We start from the raw sequence: 15,635 nt of genomic DNA, 5'->3' as shown, positions 1-15,635 counted from the left end.
AGCTGCTGGCCCCGAAATCCTCCCCCGTCCCCCGAACCGGAGATCTCCATGAAGACCCCCGTCAAAGCGACCATCATTGCCGGCGGACTCGTCGTCGTCTTGCTTGTCGTGGTGCTGATCCTTGCGAGGATGAACAACCCCGAAGCTCCCTCGCCTGCAGAAACCGAAGGGGCGCTGCCAGGTACCCGCGCGAACTCACACGTGATCGATAACGCGGGCCCCGAGGCCCCCACGCTGGTGGAGTTCCTTGACTTCGAATGCGAGGTCTGCGGGGCGTTCTACCCCGTGATCGAGCAGGTCCGGAAGGACTACGACGGCGAAATCAACTACGTCCTCCGGCACTTCCCTCTGCCCGGCCACCACAACTCCATGAACGCCGCTCTCGCAGCCGAAGCCGCCGCGCAGCAGGGCCAGCTGGAGGCCATGTACCACCGCCTGTTCGAGACTCAATCACAGTGGGGCGAACAGCAGGTATCCCTCGCAGCACTATTCCGGGACTTCGCCGTGGAGCTCGGCCTCGACATGGCGCAGTACGACGCCGCAATCGCTGACCCCGCAACGCAGGCGCGCGTGGAGGAGGATTTCAACGACGGCCGCGTAATGAATGTCACTGGCACGCCCACCTTCTTCCTGGACGGAGAGAGGTTGGAGCTCACGCAGCTGTCAGATCTGACCGACGCCATCGACGCCGCGATCGAGCGATAGTTGCGCGATCGCGACGCGAGGATTCGCGGCTCGAGGAGTCGCGAGCCGGCGGGTGTCTCCGCCGTCGCCCACCGGCACTCAACGCCGACTCGAGCCGCCGCCCGAGGGAGCACCCACACGTCGGCCTCGGTACGCGCCGTATGGAGCTAGCGCGGACCTTGACCGAGTGCCGCGGTGTGCCGCGCTGCGAAAGCGGTCACAGCCTGCGCGAGTCCAGGGTCTTCGCCCCGCGCAAGCCCCGCATATTCGATGCTCACGGTCGCGTCGCCGGGTACCGCTCTGACCCAGATCCGCCGTCGCGGTACGAACAGTGCGGCCATCAGCCCGAGCATGGCGGTGATGCTGAATATGAGGACCCAGGTCGTCCCGGCGTCACGATGGATGGACAGGGAGACGAACCTCTTGACGGACCCGTCGTAGTCGGCCGCGCCCGCGGGGGCCTCGTTCTCGAAGGTGATGGTGCCTAACCCGTCCGGGAGCTCCGCTGACTGTCCCGGCATCAGTTCGATGGACGGCACCTCCGTGTCCCGACCGGTCAGCTTCGTCATCCCGGATGTGTCCAGCGCGTAGACCGAGCGTGGGGTGCCATCGTTGATTCCCAGGTCACCGGTGTACACGTCAAGTGTGAGGACGGGGTACTCCAAGTCGCCGTAGACGGACGTCATCGCGCCGCTCGGCAGGGCCTGACCGGTCGGGTAGAAGAATCCCACCAGCCCCAGCTGTTGGGGCATGCCGTCGGGGATCTTCACCACACCCAGCGATGTCATGAAGCTGTCTTGTGGGAGAAACGGGACCGGCTCGGAGTACACGATTTCGCCGTCCTCGTCCTTGATGGTGAGGGTGGGAGCGTAGCCGTTGCCCATGAGGTAGATCCGGTCCCCGCCCATCTCGATGGGATGGTTCACGCGCACCTCGGAGGGGGCCGGGTCCTCGCCCGGGAAGCGGGTGGTGAGGTGCGCCACGAAGTCACCGGCCTGTCCGGCACCGGCCTGCCCGGGCGGGACGTACGAGACTGTGAACCTTTCGAGGTCGAGCGAGTAGGGGACGAGCGCCTCCGTGTCAACGAACCGTCCCGGGTTGAACGAGGTGTGGTCCAGGAGGGTGTTCGTGAAGGTCCGCCCCTCGATGATGACGGCCTGACCGGTGTAGGTGAATCCGCCACCGATGCCGACCGCCAGGAGGACGCCCAGCAGCGATACGTGGAAGACGAGGTTGCCGGATTCGCGCAGGTAGCCGCGTTCAGCTGACACGGACACTGTCGTGCCTGTGTCGTAGCGCTCAACACGGTAGCCGCCTTTTCGTAGCTGGTCGTGTGCGACCTGGATCACGGATTCGGCGGCCTCAGGCTCGTCCGTGCCCGCGGGTGCGGGGATTTCCTCGCGGTGGTACGCGCCCAACCGCTGCAGTCGCATGGGTGTGCGTGGCGGGCGGGCTCGCAGCGCCTTGTAATGGTGTTTTGTGCGAGGAAGCACGCACCCGATCAGTGAGATGAACAGCAGCAGGTAGATCGCGGAGAACCACGGGGAGGTGTACACGTCGAACATGCCGAAGCTGTCCAGGGTGCCGGCCAGTTCCGGGTTGTCGTCGTAGTACTGGGTGACGCCGTTGGGGTCGGCGCTGCGTTGGGGAACAAGGGACCCCGGGATGGCTGCGACGGCCAGCAGGAGCAGCAGCACCAGGGCGGTGCGCATCGACGTCAGTTGACGCCACCCCCAGCGCACCCATCCGCTGACGCCGAGACCGACAGCAATATCGCCGTCGGGTCCGGGGGCCGGCGGGAGGTCGCGCGTACGAGGGCTGTCCGCGTAGTCGGATGGTCGCAGCGGGTCGCCGCTCTCAGCCGACACGGGAGCGTTAGATGGGGAGCGGGACACTTTGGAACACCCCCTGCAGTTGCGACATGAGAGCTGTCCAGGCGCCGCTGACCATCAGGATGCCGAGGATGATCAGCATCGCGCCACCGACCACGTTGACGGTGCGGATGTGGCGGCGCAGCAACGCGACGGAGCGGGTGGCCCACCCGAATCCGAGGGACAGGAGGATGAACGGGATGCCCAGCCCCAGGGAGTAGGCCAGGCCCAGCACGGCGCCGCGTCCTGCGGAGGCGGAGTCGAACGACATCCCCAGGATGACGGCAAGCGTCGGGCCGATGCACGGTGTCCACCCGATGCCCAGCGCGACGCCAAGGAGCGGGGCGCCGGCCAGGCCGATGTTGCTGCGCACCCGTGGACGTGTGGTGCGCTGTGCGAAGGACAGCACACCCAGGAACACCAGCCCGAGCGTGATGATCACGACGCCGAGGATGCGGGTGATGAGGTCCCCGTATTGGACGAGGAACCGGCCCGCCGCGCCGCCTAGTACGGCCACGCTCATGAACACCAGCGTGAACCCCGCGATGAACAAGAGCACTCCGCCGAGCAGCCGTGCACGGCTAGGTGCCACGGGAGCACCCGGCCCTTTGGCTGGGGCGGCGTCGCTTCCCGCCGAGCGGCCGCCACCGACGGCATGGGCGTGGGCTGCCGGGACGGCGGGGCGGGCGACAGCGCCGCCGATGAAGCCGAGGTAGCCGGGCACCAACGGCAGAACGCAGGGAGACAGGAAGGAGATGAGCCCCGCCGCCACAGCGATCAGGCTCGCCAGCCAGAGCGAGCCGTCTCCGACGATCGTCGCGATGTTCATTTCTCCTCCAGCACGTCACGGACCAGAGAGTTGAGGACGGACGAGTCCGGAAGCTGCCCGATGATCCGCGAAGCGACCCGCCCGTCCCGGTCCAGGACCAGCGTCACTGGAACCGCGTTGAGAGGGGTCTGTTCCGCGAACGCGAGCTTGATCGAGCCATCGACCACAGTCAGCACGCTGGGGTAGGAGACGCCGTATGTCTCGGCGAACGCGATTGACGCCGCCGCCCCGTCGTACAGGTTCACGCCTAGGAAAGAGACGTCGTCGTCCGCGAACGCCTGATAGGTCGCCTCAAGCTCGGGGGCCTCCACTCGACACGGTGCGCAGGCCGCGTACCAGAAGTTCACAACGAGCACTCGACCGCGGTAGTCGTCGCTGGTGGTCTTCTTGCCCGAGTCCAATGTCCCCGCGAATTCGACCGGCGCTGTCCTGTCGGCTGGGGGAATCTCCACGACGCGGAAGTCACCCGCGATGTACCCCTTGTTGTCGCCCGCACGGTACTGATCCACGAGCGAGGAGTCGGGCGCGCAGCCGGCGACCACGACGGCGAGGCCGATCAGCCCGGCGATGAACCCTGCCATCCTGTACCGCCGCAGGGTGGGGGCGTCCTGGAGGCGCTTCATGATGACGGGCTTCCGCTCGTGGGGCGGGCGGCGGCGCGCTCGTTGGGACGCGGTCGCACCCGCCGGCGCGCCGAGATGATGGTTTCCATTGCAAGCTCCAAGAGGCATGAGCCTCAGGTCAGGTCGGTGAAGGGGGTGCGGATCGGCACGGGGACATTCGCCTTCTCAACGCGACGGGTCATTATTCGGGTGGTGCCGACTGGGCGTCCCGGGGCAACGTGACGATCCCGCTCGCATCGACGATGAGGATGTCCCCATCGTTGGTGATGGCGATCGCTTCCGGTCCGTCTCCCGCCGCACCCACTTGCGTCCACTCATCAGAACCGGCGGCGGTCACCCACACGGTGAGATCGGTCGCCACGCCGACTATCCGCTCCCGGTCGGGAGAGGAGTTCAGCAATGCAATCAATGGCGGCGTCCCCGGCCATGCACCGAAAGTCGCCCCCGCGTCGGCGCTGGTCAGCAGCCCGTCGGTGGTGGAGGCGATGAGGCGGTTCTCCGAGTCAACGGTGAGGTTGAACGCTTCGACGGACGCGCCGGTGGGAACCCAGGATGCGCCCGCATCGGGACTGTGCAACAGTTCGGCGCTGTCAGTTGACAGTCCGAACACGGTGCCGTCGGGTGCGGCGGTGAGCACGTGGAAGTCCTTCGACCCGGTGAACGCCATCGGCGTCCACGTCCGCGCACCATCGGTGCTGCGGATGATGCCGAGGTGGGGTGCGCCCAGGTCGGGTGGGGTGTCGGGTCCGGGGTGACCGGACGCCAGAAGGACGTCGTCGACCACTGTCAGCCCCATGGCATCGAAGCCGGGCCCGTCGACGGGTGCCCCGAGTTCCCCGTCCGCGTTGACGGTGTAGATGCCGTCATGGGTGCCGATGAGGAAGCCGTCCCCTGCGGGGTCCGGGACGATGCCGTGGACGTGACCGATTGATGACGAATTGGTCGCCTGCGGGGTGGGTGCCGGTGCGGTTGCGACGCACCCGGCGAGCACCAGTGCGGCCGTGGCGCCGAGCGCAACCCCGAGGAACGACCGGCGCGACGGTCGAGTCGCCCGAGAGCGGAAGGTGGAAAGGAACGGTGTGTTGACGTAGCTGTGCTTCATGGTCGTGGACCTGCAAGCGCCAACCGGGGAGTGAGGCGGTCGCCCGCCCCACTCGCTCCGGTCAGAGGCTGGCGAGGATGTCCTCCATGGTCGCGATCTCAGCCGTCTGGTCGTCGACGATCTTCTGGGCGAGGGCGACAGCGTCCGGGTTCTGGCCGTTGTCCACCTGTTCCTGCGCCATCGTGATCGCACCGTTGTGGTGCTCGATCATCTGCTCCAAGAACAGGCGCGACGCCTCGGGACCGGTCGCGGCCTCCAGGGCCTGCATGTCGTCCTCTGTCATCATGCCGTCGCCGTGGCCCATGTCATCCATGCCCATCCCAGAGTCGCTGGCGCCCCACTCCTCCAGCCATCGCTCCAGTTGGTCGATTTCGGGTTGCTGCGCGGCTTTGATGTCCTCTGCCAGGGTGGTCACTCGAGGGTCGACGTCCTCTTTGGTGAGCACAGCGTCGGACATCTCGATCGCCTGTCGGTGATGTTCGATCATCATCGTCGCGAACATGATGTCGGCTTCGTTCGCGTTCGCGGCAGGGGCGGAACTGCTGCCGTTGCCGTGGTCCATGCCGGGCATGCCGTTGCCTGTGGCGCCGGTGTCCGAGCAGCCGGCGAGGGCGAGAACGGCGGTGAGGGCGATCGCGGGGATCGCCAAAGTGCGGATCTTCATGAGGGTTCTCCAAGAGTCGATGGTGTGGGCGCGTGGCCCGGGTGATCGGTGGTCGGCGGCAGCCTGGCTGCGGCACCGCTCGGATCACGTTCGAGTGATGCAGAGAACCTTCAAAGACGGGCCGGGCGGCGCGGCCAGAGACCGTACCGGCCACAGCAGACGCGATACACGCTCACCCCATACGGCACGGACGGCGTTTCGGACGCCCGCGCGCGGCGCCAGCAGCAGAAGGGTGAGCAGAAGCCCGATCACGCACGCCATCCAGGCGGTGGTGTGCTCGCCCTGCCCGCAGGACGCGCACCCCGCCCCCGGCTCCGCAGGGGCAGCCGGACCGTGATGGACAGTCATCTCGGTGGGTGCTTGAGCGACACTCTCCGCCGTCGCTCCACCGCCGACCGCGTGCGTGTTGAGGGAGTGCATCGCCAGGAGCCCGATGATCACGGCGATGCTGACAGCGAGCACCACAAGGACGGTGCGCCCCAGCGTGCGAGGGCCGTGCACGTGCTGTGCTATCCGTACCAGCGACATCCTGACCCTCCTCCCTTCCAGGGTACGTCTCTTTCCTGAGCCCCTACGCGCCGCGAGACACGTTGCGCGGGTCCAGGTCAAGGCGTCGCAGCAATTGCGCGTTGAGCGCGACGACGATGGTGGACAGCGACATGAGCACGGCCCCGACCGACATCGGCAGGACGAAACCGACCGGTGCGAGCACGCCGGCTGCCAGGGGAACGGAGATCAGGTTGTACCCGGCCGCCCACCACAGGTTCTGCTTCATCTTCCGGTAGCTTGCGCTCGACAACTCCATCACCGACAGCACCGACCGGGGGTCGTCGCTGGCGAGGATGACCCCGGCGGACGCGATGGCGACGTCCGTGCCGGCGCCGATGGCGATGCCGACGTCCGCTTGGGCGAGGGCGGGAGCGTCGTTGACACCGTCGCCCACCATGGCGACCTTGCGCCCCTCCGTCTGGAGCTGCTTCACCTTGGACGCCTTGTCCTCGGGGCGGACCCCCGCGAAGTACCGGTCGATGCCCAAGTCGGCCGCCACCGCGGCGGCGACCGCTTCGGCGTCACCGGTGATCATGACGACCTGGACGTTACGGCGATGGAGCGCGCCGATCGCGTCACGGGATTCGGGGCGGATCTCATCAGCGAGCCGCAGCGCGCCGGCGACCGCGCCATCGATGAGGACGTGGAGGATGATCGCTCCCTCCTCGCGCCACTGGTCCGCGACGGGGAGCTCCGTCGCCTGCTCCTGTTCGAGAAGGTACGGCCCTCCCACCTGCACGACGCGGTCGTTGACGCGCGCCCGCACCCCGACAGCGGGCGAGGACTCGAACTCGGACGAGGCTGGTACGCGAAGCGTCTTCTCCTTCGCCGCGTTGACGATGGCGCGTGCCAGCGGGTGTTCGGAGTCGGCCTCCGCAGCGGCGGCGAGGGTGAGCAGCTCGTCCGCGTCGATGCCGGCGACGGGTTCGATGCCCGTCACGGCGGGGGCGCCCTTGGTGAGCGTGCCGGTCTTGTCGAACAGGACCGTGTCGACTGTCCGCATGCTTTCGAGCGCCAGTCGATCCTTCACCAGGACGCCGCCTCGGGCGGCGCGCTCGGTGGCGATGGAGACCACGAGCGGGATGGCAAGGCCCAGAGCGTGAGGGCACGCGATCACCAGGACCGTGATGGTGCGGACGACCGCTTCGTCGGGAAGCCCCACCAGCGACCAGACGACCGCGGTGATCGCGCCCGCGATCAGCGCGAACCAGAACAGCCAACCGGCTGCGCGGTCCGCGAGACGCTGAGCGTGGGAGGACGAGTTCTGCGCCTCTGCGACCAGCCGTTGGATCCCCGCGAGGGCGGTGTCTTCGCCGACTGCGGTGATCTGCACGCGGACACCGCTGTCGGTGGCCACCGTCCCGGCGATGACCTGCTCGCCGTCGCTACGACGTACAGGGCGGGATTCGCCGGTGATCATCGACTCGTCCATGCTCGCGGACCCCTGAACGATGCGGCCGTCCGCGGGGACGCGGCCGCCCGGGCGCACGACCACGACATCACCGATCTGCAGGTCAGCGGGGGCGACGGTGACGGTGGTGTCACCGTCGACCTTCTCCGCCTCGTCGGGCAGCAGCGCGGCCAGTGAGTCGAGGGCGGAGGTGGTCTGCGCGAGGGAGCGCATCTCGATCCAGTGGCCGAGCAGCATGATGACGATCAGCAGCGCCAGCTCCCACCAGAAGTCGAGTTGGTGATGCAGCAGTCCCAAGCTCGCACCCCACGAGGCGATGAACGCAACGCTGATCGCCAGCGCGATCAGAAGCATCATCCCCGGCTTCCGGCTCCGGAGTTCACTGACGGCGCCGGTGAGGAACGGGGCGCCACCCCACACGAACATCACCGTGCCGAGAACCGGAGAGATCCACGTCACCCAGCTGGCGTCGGGCAGAGGGTAGCCGATGAGCATGGCGAACATCGTCGAGAACCCGACCACCGGAACGGCGAGGACGAGCATGATCCAGAACAGCCGGCGGAACCGTCCCACATGGTCAGCGTGACCGGCGTGGCCCCCGTGACCGGCGTGACCGGCGTGCTGGGCGTGGTCCTTGGTGCCGCTGTGTCCGGCATGACCGGTGTGCCCGGCATGTCCGCCGTCGCCGCCGGCGCTGTCGTGGGCTGCGTGCGGGTCGCGCGGCGCGGGAGTGGGTGGCGCGTTGTGGCCGGAGGTGTGCTGGTGGTCCCCGAGCGTGTCGGCGGCATCCCCGTGGTGGTGGTGGGTGTGGTTACGGACGCCGGCTGCCGCCGCCTGTTCCCGCAGGTCGCGGGCGGCGGGTTCGTCGTCGACCGGGGTGGGGATGGCGTGGTCGTGGTGGTCGTGCTGGCTCATGTCGAGCCTCCTTCCTGCTCGCACCCGAAGGCCGGGTGCTCGAGGTGTGTCAAACCGTTTGGTGGACCGCCCGGGTCGCCTCGGCGGCGGCCGCGGTGCGTGAGGGGACGGGGCGGAAGCTGCGCAGTCGAAGACTGTTGGTCACGACGAACACCGAAGACAGTGCCATCGCCGCCGCGGCGACCAGCGGGTTGAGGAGCCCGGCCATCGCCACGGGGATGGCGGCCACGTTGTACGCGAACGCCCAGAACAGGTTGCCCTTGATCGTTCCCAGTGTTCGGCGGGCGAGCCGGATCGCGTCGGCGACGACCAGCAGGTCGCCGGAGACGACGGTGATGTCGCTGGCGGCGATGGCGGCATCTGTCCCGCCGCCCATGGCGAGGCCGAGGTCGGCGGCGGCCAGGGCCGCAGCGTCGTTGACCCCGTCGCCGACCATCGCGACCACTCGTCCCTCGGACTGGAGCCGGCGGACCACCTCGAGCTTGCCGGCCGGGGTGACCTCGGCGAAGACCTGCTCGATGCCGACCGTTGCGGCGACGTGCTCAGCAGCTCCGTGGTTGTCGCCGGTGAGCAACACCGGCGCCAGATTCAGGTCGCGGAACCTGCGGATGGCTTCCGTGCTGGTGGGTTTGACGGTGTCGGCGACCGTGATGAGGCCCAGCAGGGCGCCGTCGCGGGCGACCGCGACCACCGTGGCACCGGCGTCCGCCGATTGCTCGGCCTGGCGGTGCACGTCGCGGTCGAGGGCGACGCTCCACTGTTCCTGCACCCAGGCCGGTCGCCCGGCGAGCACCATGGATCCCGCCACGATGCCCTGCACGCCGAAGCCGGCGTGGGAGGTGAACGTTTCGGCCATCGTCACGGTGTCCGCGCGGGCCGTGATGGCGCGGGCGACGGGGTGCTCAGAGCCGGACTCGACCGCGGCTGCCGCACGCAGGAGATCCTGCTCCGTGATGCCGGGCGACGGGTAGGTGCCGGTGACGCTCATGACGCCGGAGGTGACCGTGCCGGTCTTGTCGAGCACGATGGTATCGACCTTGCGCGTCTGCTCGAGTACCTGGGGGCCGCGGATCAGGATGCCCAGTTGCGACCCTCGTCCGGTGCCGACCAGCAGGGCCGTGGGGGTGGCGAGGCCCAGCGCGCACGGGCAGGCGATGATCAGCGTGGCGACCGCCGCGGTGAACGCCAGCTCCACCGAGCCTGCGAAGATCAGCCAGCCGGCGAAGGCGGCGACCGACAGCAGTATCACGGTGGGAACGAACACCGCGGAGACGCGGTCGGCCAGCCGCTGCACCTGTGCCTTTCCCGTCTGCGCTTCCTCCATGAGCCGGCGCATCCGGGACAGCTCCGTGTCGGCGCCGACCCGGGTGATCTCCACGATCAGGCGACCTCCGACGTTCACGGTCGCGCCGACTACCCGGGAGCCGGGTTCGACTTCGACCGGGACGGCCTCGCCGGTGAGCATGCTGGCGTCGATCGCGGAGGCGCCGTCGAGCACGAGACCGTCCGAGGGGACCTTCTCCCCTGGGCGCACCAGCACGGTGTCGCCCACCGTCAACTGTGAGACCGGGACCGGCGTTTCGATCCCGTTCACGAGCTTCACGGCGTCTTTCGCGCCGAGCTCCAGCAGGGCCCGCAGCGCTTCGGAGGATGACCTGCGGGCGCGTGCTTCGGCGTACCGCCCGGCCAGGATGAAGACGGTGACCAGCGCCGCCACTTCCAGGTAGATCTCGTGGCCGCCGGCCTGCGGGGTGCCGACGAGCGTGAATGTCATCGTCATGCCGGTCATCCCGGCACCGCCGAAGAACAGGGCGTACAGCGACCAGCCGAACGCCGCGAGCACGCCGATGCTGATGAGGGTGTCCATCGTCGCGGCCCCGTGCCGCGCGTTGACCGCCGCGGCGCGGTGGAACGGCCAGGCGCCCCACACCGCGATGGGTGCGGTCAGCGTGAGCGCAAGCCACTGCCAGTAGGTGAACTGCCACGCCGGCACCATCGACAGCACGGCGACGGGCACGGCCAGTGCGGTGCTGATCAGCAGCCGTCGCCGCAGCGACAGCAGCTCCGGGTCTGCTCCCGATGCGCGTTCGGTGTCTTCAGGGCCGGTGACCGGGGGCGCCGGAACGGCCGCCTGGTATCCCGCGGACTCGACCGCCGCTATCAGCACCGCCGGATCCACGCCCTCGCCGCGTACGCGTGCCTTCTCGGTGGCGTAGTTCACGGTTGCCTCGACGCCGGGCAGCTTGTTGAGCTTCCGTTCGATACGCGTCGCGCACGACGCGCACGTCATTCCGGTGATGTCGAGTTCGACGTCGACCGTGCTCATGAGGGACTGCTGGCCAGGCTGTAGCCGGCCTCCTCGACGGCCGCCTGCACGGCGGAGTCCGCGACGGGCGACGAGCTTCGGATGGTCACTCGCGACGTCCCGCCGGCGTTGAGATCGACCGACACGTCGTCCACGCCGTCGATGGCGGACAACTCCTCCGTGACGCTCTTCACACAGTGGGAGCAGGTCATCCCCGACACCAGCACTTCCGACGTCACCGCGGCCTCGGTTGCGGCGGTCGGCGTGGAAGCGGCTTCCGAGGTGGCGCAGCAGGCGCAGCTCGCGCCGGTGTCCTTCAGGCCCAGATCGGTGCGGTCGTCGATGGTCATGATGATCTCCTTCAGAGGGTGGGTGAGGGGTTGGTCAGGAGCGGACGAGGCGGGCGATGGCCTCGTTGGCTTCACGGATCTTCTCGGCCGCGACCGCGCCACCTTCGGCGCTCGCTTCGGCGACGCAGTGGCTGAGGTGATCTCCCAGCAGGGACAGAGCCACCGTCTCGAGTGCCTTCGTCGCCGCCGATACCTGCGTCAGGATGTCGATGCAGTACTGGTCTTCCTCGACCATCCGGGCGATCCCGCGCACCTGCCCTTCCGCGCGCCGCAGCCGCTTGAGCAGGTCATCCTTGTTAGCTACGTATCCGTTCATGGCCCCGAGCATACCCCCCAGGGGTATTACAAGCAAGTGGGTCCGCGACAGAACTGTCGGCGCGAGTACTCTACCCCGGAAGGATATGCAAGCCCCCTGTTGAGTGTGCAGCCTCCCGCGTACGGTGCCCCCATCAGCCCCCGCTCATCGGAAGGAGACGGCGATGACCGTCATGGAGAGAATGCTGCAGACCCACCCCGCCACCACGGGCGACCCGAACAGGGCATTACTCGAATGCCTCGAAGCGTGCGTTGAATGCGCGCAAGCGTGTACCGCGTGCGCGGACGCGTGCCTGTCCGAGGGCATGGTCGCGGAGCTCACGGCGTGCATCCGGAAGAACCTGGACTGCGCGGATGTGTGCGCTGCCACGGCTGCGGTGCTCACGCGGCAGACCGGCGAGAACTCGGACGTTCTCCGGGCGCTCGTCGAGGCATGCCGCGCGGCCTGCGCGTCGTGCGCCTCCGAGTGCGAGCAGCACGCCGAGATGCACGAACATTGCCGAGTGTGTGCCGAGGCATGCCGCCGCTGCGAGCAAGCCTGCTCGAACCTCATTGCCTCTTTGTAGGTCGGGCAAGATCCGACGTCGACCGCTCGTTGCGGTGGGGGCGACCCAACGAGCGCCGCACTCGACCGGCTCAGTACGGATGAGTGGCTCTGGCGCGCAGTTGTTCTCCGCGTCCGGCTGACTGCGGCTTCAACGCCGAGCGGCTCTGCTCATCGGACTGCACAGCACGTCACGTTCAGAACGGACCAGGCTCACCCCGCGGCGCGCCTTCTCTCGATCGCCGCCTCAAGCGCGCGGTGATCGTCGTCGGACCCGCCCAAGAAGTGGAAGAAGTCGTCGAGCACCCACTCGCCGGCACTACGAGGGTTTGGGGCAATGTAAACGTCCATGTATCGGACTATGCGCGGTGCACACATCAACTCGCGTCATCCGGGTCCACCACCCCCTGCGCGAGGGGACTTGTCGAGACCGATTCCGACGAGTAGCGTCCGACGCAGCGCGCGGTGATAGCACGTGGCGGCTAACAAAAAGACGCAGTCGTCGCGTGAGGAGAAGATATGGCGGAGGGAGCCGACCACGATGCCCGCGTCGTCCGCTACCTGCCGGAGTGTCACAGCACCTACGCCATTGCTTGCGGCCACCGCCCACGCGGCATGAACGATCTGCGCACGCCGTTCGCCATGGTCGATAAGTTTGGGCACACTTCACGGTAGTCCGGACCGTCGAGCCCCGTGCTTCGCGGCGGGCACCACCCATTTTCTTGCAACGCCCTACTCGGGTGATGAGTCGCGCACTAGCGGAAGAGCCGAAACTCGTACGCGCCCTCGGCCGGACCGCTTACCAATCTCATGAGCTCGCGGTCACTTCGGCACCGACGTCGCGGTGGTGGATACCCGCCGACGCCGGGTGGCCTGCTGAATCCCGACGAGCGCGCAGCGTCCGGCTCACGAGTGGACTCGACGAAGTGGATACCCTGTCGGCATGTTGGACACCGACCAGATCACGATCCGGGTTCTCCTCGGGCACGACAACCGGCGCCGCGAGCTGACTGTTACAGGCCAGCCAGCGGCGAACGCAGCCAGCGCTCTCGTCAACGCCATCCGCCTCGAACTTGGGCGGGCGCCGATCAAACCCCGAGAGGGCGCGGCGGACAACGATGGCGAAGACAGCGATGAGTACGGGTTAGTGCTGTGCGGAGAGTCCCCCGACGACCCGTCTGGCGGTATCCCCGTCGAGTACATCGCGGTCCCTCCGAGCACGACATTCTCAGAATTGCGGCGAATGGTAGGCCCGCGACCGTTCAGCGTTACGGTCTTTGAGACCGGGTTCGGAGGCGACGGCGTTGAGGAGTTCGTCACATGGTTCGTGGAGGACCTCGCCCCGATCGGCGCCGAGCTCGTCGAGCTCTACGGCTACGCCGAGATTGCTCGCCGAATCGGGAGCGCCACCAGGCGTCGGAGATACCGTGAGGCGAGGCTTGCCGCGAGGTCATGGCTGATCGAAGGCGGCGAAGTCCCGGCAGTATTGAGAAGGCAGATCCAGAAAAGCGACTGGTGGTGGATTGTTCATCTCAAGACATTCTTCGATCTTGGACCGGCCGACGCGAAGCGAGTAATGGACGCGGTCGGTTACCGGTGGAACGCAAAGCAACACGGTTTCTTCGCACCGCCCGACTCGGATGCCGTGAACTAGCGGACGAGGGTCGAAATGACGACATCGCCGAGTCAGAAGAGTTGAGTGGGACTAACCCAGACCTTTGAGGTTCAGTGAATCCGCTGGGACCAGGAGCCCGTACTCCGATACACCGGGAGGGCAACCGCCAGCTCTCTCGGGAGCACTTGAGCAAGATTGCGCACGATTGTGCGCGCCCCCGGGTGGAGTGCGCGCGCCAACCAGCAGCACGAAACCCCCGGATTACCGGGGAAATTGTCATCAGTGCCCGCTAGATCCGATATCACGAACCAGCTAGTTCCGATATCACTCTGAATCGCCCCGGGTTTAGTGGAGGGCGAGTTCTCCCAGTGCCGACTGGCTCTGGGGGTTGTTCTGACGGTAGTACTCGTTCTCCTTCTCGATCGGGGTGAGGTATCCGATCGATGAGTGCAGCCGGTTCTCGTTGAACCAGTGCACCCAGGAGAGCGTGGCGAGTTCGAGCTCGTCGGCGGTGCGGAACGGGCCGTCGATCTTCACGCACTCCGTCTTGTAGAGGCCCACGACCGTCTCCGCGAGGGCGTTGTCATACGAATCCCCGACCGTTCCGATGGAGGCGATCGCGCCGACGTCCGCGAGTCGCTCGGCGTAGCGAATCGCGGTGTATTGAGACCCGGCATCGGAATGTTGGATGACGCCAGTGACGTCCTCGCCCGCGCGGTCCCGGATCCACAGAGCCATCTCCAGCGCGTCCAAGGGCAGGTCGGTGGGCATCCGGTCCATGGTCCGCCAGCCCACGATCCGGCGGGAGTACACGTCGGTGACGAACGCGGTGAACGCCATCCCCGACCACGTGGGCACATACGTGAAGTCGACAACCCACAGCTCGTTGGGCCGGTCCGCGCGGAAGCAGCGCTGCACGTGATCCGGTGGCCGGAACGCTGCACCGTCCGCTCTCGTGGTGACGAACTGCTTCCCGCGGCGGATCCCGCGCAGCCCCTGCTGCCGCATGAGACGTTCGACCGTGCAGCGGGCGACGGCGATGCCCTCACGTTGCAGCAACCTCCAGATCTTCCGGGCGCCGCTGATCCCGCGCCCGAGGTTGCGGTCCCAGAACACCCGCTCGATCTGCACGATCAACTCCGCGTCCGAGACCGCCCGCGCTGACGCCGGCCGCTTCTTGAACGCGTAGTAACCGGACGGAGCGATCGGCACGGCATGCGCGGTGAGCACCCGGCAGATCGGCTCGACCCCGAACCGGTCACGATGATCGTCGATGAACTGAACTACCACGGCAGTCGCGGGTCGAGCTCCCGCGCGAAGAACGAGGAGGCCGCCAACAGAATCTCGTTCGCGCGCTTCAGCTCGCGAACCTCGGCCTCAAGATCCTTGATCCGTTTCGCGTCGCTCGTGGTCGTCCCAGGGCGTTCGCCCGCGTCGATCGCGGCCTGCTTGCACCAGCCACGCAGCGTGTCGGCGTTCACCCCGACACGCTGCCCGATCCGGACCACTGCCGCGTTCACGGACAGCTCCGGATCCTCTTTCCTGGCCTCTGCAACAAGCCGCATCGCACGCTCACGAAGCTCCGGCGGATACTTCCTCGGTGCTGGCATAGTCATCATCCTCTCGGGGAATCAGACCCTCCACGAGACCCGGGGCGATTCACCCCCGTGCTCCTACTCATCCACGACCGCGACGTCACCACCAGCGACGCGAACACCGGCGAGATCATCGCCGAACACACCATCGACCCGGCCCGCGACTACCAACCCAAAAAGCGCTGAAACCCACCGTCAACGATGACGCGACTCACCAGACCCACGTCAACGTCAAGACCCCGAACCCACGAAAAAGTCCTGAG

Annotated in this window: 15 protein-coding genes and 1 other annotated feature; of the genes, 3 read left to right on the top strand and 12 right to left on the bottom strand. The window is 67.3% G+C overall.

Going from position 1 to position 15,635, the window contains the following annotated elements; all coding sequences use genetic code 11:
• Window positions 1-48: 48 nt before the first annotated feature.
• The gene (locus tag ACQ143_RS08550; RefSeq protein WP_449570268.1) at window positions 49-705 is read left to right on the top strand and encodes a DsbA family protein; all 657 of its coding nucleotides are present in this window, start codon (window positions 49-51) and stop codon (window positions 703-705) included.
• 146 nt (window positions 706-851) lie between these two features.
• Here ACQ143_RS08550 and resB read toward each other — a convergent pair whose 3' ends face one another.
• The 10 genes from resB to ACQ143_RS08500 form a co-directional block, all read right to left on the bottom strand.
• Complete coding sequence (gene resB, locus ACQ143_RS08545) at window positions 852-2,396, bottom strand: cytochrome c biogenesis protein ResB (protein WP_449570267.1); 1,545 nt, start codon at window positions 2,394-2,396, stop codon at window positions 852-854.
• A gap of 163 nt (window positions 2,397-2,559) precedes the next feature.
• Window positions 2,560-3,384 (bottom strand): cytochrome c biogenesis CcdA family protein, encoded by an 825-nt coding sequence (locus ACQ143_RS08540; protein WP_449570266.1) that lies wholly within the window; start codon window positions 3,382-3,384, stop codon window positions 2,560-2,562.
• Window positions 3,381-4,007, bottom strand: a complete 627-nt coding sequence (locus ACQ143_RS08535) for a TlpA family protein disulfide reductase (protein ID WP_449570265.1) — start codon at window positions 4,005-4,007, stop codon at window positions 3,381-3,383. Before ACQ143_RS08535 ends, ACQ143_RS08540 begins: the two co-directional genes overlap by 4 nt.
• Window positions 4,008-4,188: 181 nt before the next feature.
• Window positions 4,189-5,109, bottom strand: a complete 921-nt coding sequence (locus ACQ143_RS08530; protein ID WP_449570264.1) for a F510_1955 family glycosylhydrolase — start codon at window positions 5,107-5,109, stop codon at window positions 4,189-4,191.
• A gap of 61 nt (window positions 5,110-5,170) precedes the next feature.
• Window positions 5,171-5,773, bottom strand: coding sequence for a DUF305 domain-containing protein (locus tag ACQ143_RS08525; protein ID WP_449570263.1), 603 nt, complete (start codon window positions 5,771-5,773; stop codon window positions 5,171-5,173).
• Between the two features lie 84 nt (window positions 5,774-5,857).
• Complete coding sequence (locus ACQ143_RS08520) at window positions 5,858-6,301, bottom strand: DUF6153 family protein (protein WP_449570262.1); 444 nt, start codon at window positions 6,299-6,301, stop codon at window positions 5,858-5,860.
• 43 nt (window positions 6,302-6,344) lie between these two features.
• Window positions 6,345-8,648 carry a heavy metal translocating P-type ATPase gene (locus tag ACQ143_RS08515; protein ID WP_449570261.1) on the bottom strand — a complete coding sequence of 768 codons (2,304 nt, stop codon included), beginning with the start codon at window positions 8,646-8,648 and terminating at the stop codon, window positions 6,345-6,347.
• Between the two features lie 49 nt (window positions 8,649-8,697).
• Window positions 8,698-10,974, bottom strand: a complete 2,277-nt coding sequence (locus tag ACQ143_RS08510; RefSeq protein WP_449570260.1) for a heavy metal translocating P-type ATPase — start codon at window positions 10,972-10,974, stop codon at window positions 8,698-8,700.
• Window positions 10,971-11,303 (bottom strand): heavy-metal-associated domain-containing protein, encoded by a 333-nt coding sequence (locus tag ACQ143_RS08505; RefSeq protein WP_449570259.1) that lies wholly within the window; start codon window positions 11,301-11,303, stop codon window positions 10,971-10,973. The genes ACQ143_RS08510 and ACQ143_RS08505 overlap by 4 nt, the downstream gene beginning before the upstream one ends.
• A gap of 34 nt (window positions 11,304-11,337) precedes the next feature.
• Window positions 11,338-11,619 carry a metal-sensitive transcriptional regulator gene (locus tag ACQ143_RS08500; protein WP_449570258.1) on the bottom strand — a complete coding sequence of 94 codons (282 nt, stop codon included), beginning with the start codon at window positions 11,617-11,619 and terminating at the stop codon, window positions 11,338-11,340.
• 163 nt (window positions 11,620-11,782) lie between these two features.
• On the opposite strand from ACQ143_RS08500, the gene ACQ143_RS08495 reads away from it, so the two are divergent.
• Window positions 11,783-12,184, top strand: coding sequence for a four-helix bundle copper-binding protein (locus ACQ143_RS08495; protein ID WP_449570257.1), 402 nt, complete (start codon window positions 11,783-11,785; stop codon window positions 12,182-12,184).
• A gap of 365 nt (window positions 12,185-12,549) precedes the next feature.
• On the opposite strand, the gene ACQ143_RS08490 is transcribed toward ACQ143_RS08495, so the two are convergent.
• Complete coding sequence (locus ACQ143_RS08490; protein ID WP_449570256.1) at window positions 12,550-12,825, bottom strand: TetR family transcriptional regulator; 276 nt, start codon at window positions 12,823-12,825, stop codon at window positions 12,550-12,552.
• A 280-nt stretch (window positions 12,826-13,105) separates the two neighbouring features.
• Between ACQ143_RS08490 and ACQ143_RS08485 the strand changes: the two genes are divergently transcribed.
• Complete coding sequence (locus ACQ143_RS08485) at window positions 13,106-13,816, top strand: hypothetical protein (RefSeq protein ID WP_449570255.1); 711 nt, start codon at window positions 13,106-13,108, stop codon at window positions 13,814-13,816.
• A gap of 306 nt (window positions 13,817-14,122) precedes the next feature.
• On the opposite strand, the gene ACQ143_RS08480 is transcribed toward ACQ143_RS08485, so the two are convergent.
• Window positions 14,123-15,387 (bottom strand): IS3 family transposase gene (locus tag ACQ143_RS08480; protein ID WP_449570254.1). Its coding sequence is split into 2 segments (ribosomal slippage): window positions 14,123-15,096 and window positions 15,096-15,387, totalling 1,266 coding nucleotides; the frame shifts between segments, so codons are not numbered across the junction.
• Window positions 14,975-15,103 (bottom strand) — a sequence feature (AL1L pseudoknot). It overlaps the preceding gene by 129 nt.
• Window positions 15,388-15,635: the final 248 nt, after the last annotated feature.

This window comes from Microbacterium pollutisoli (genome assembly GCF_053586795.1).
Note: the sequence above shows the minus strand (reverse complement) of the source record. Positions and strands in the feature narration are given on the sequence as shown.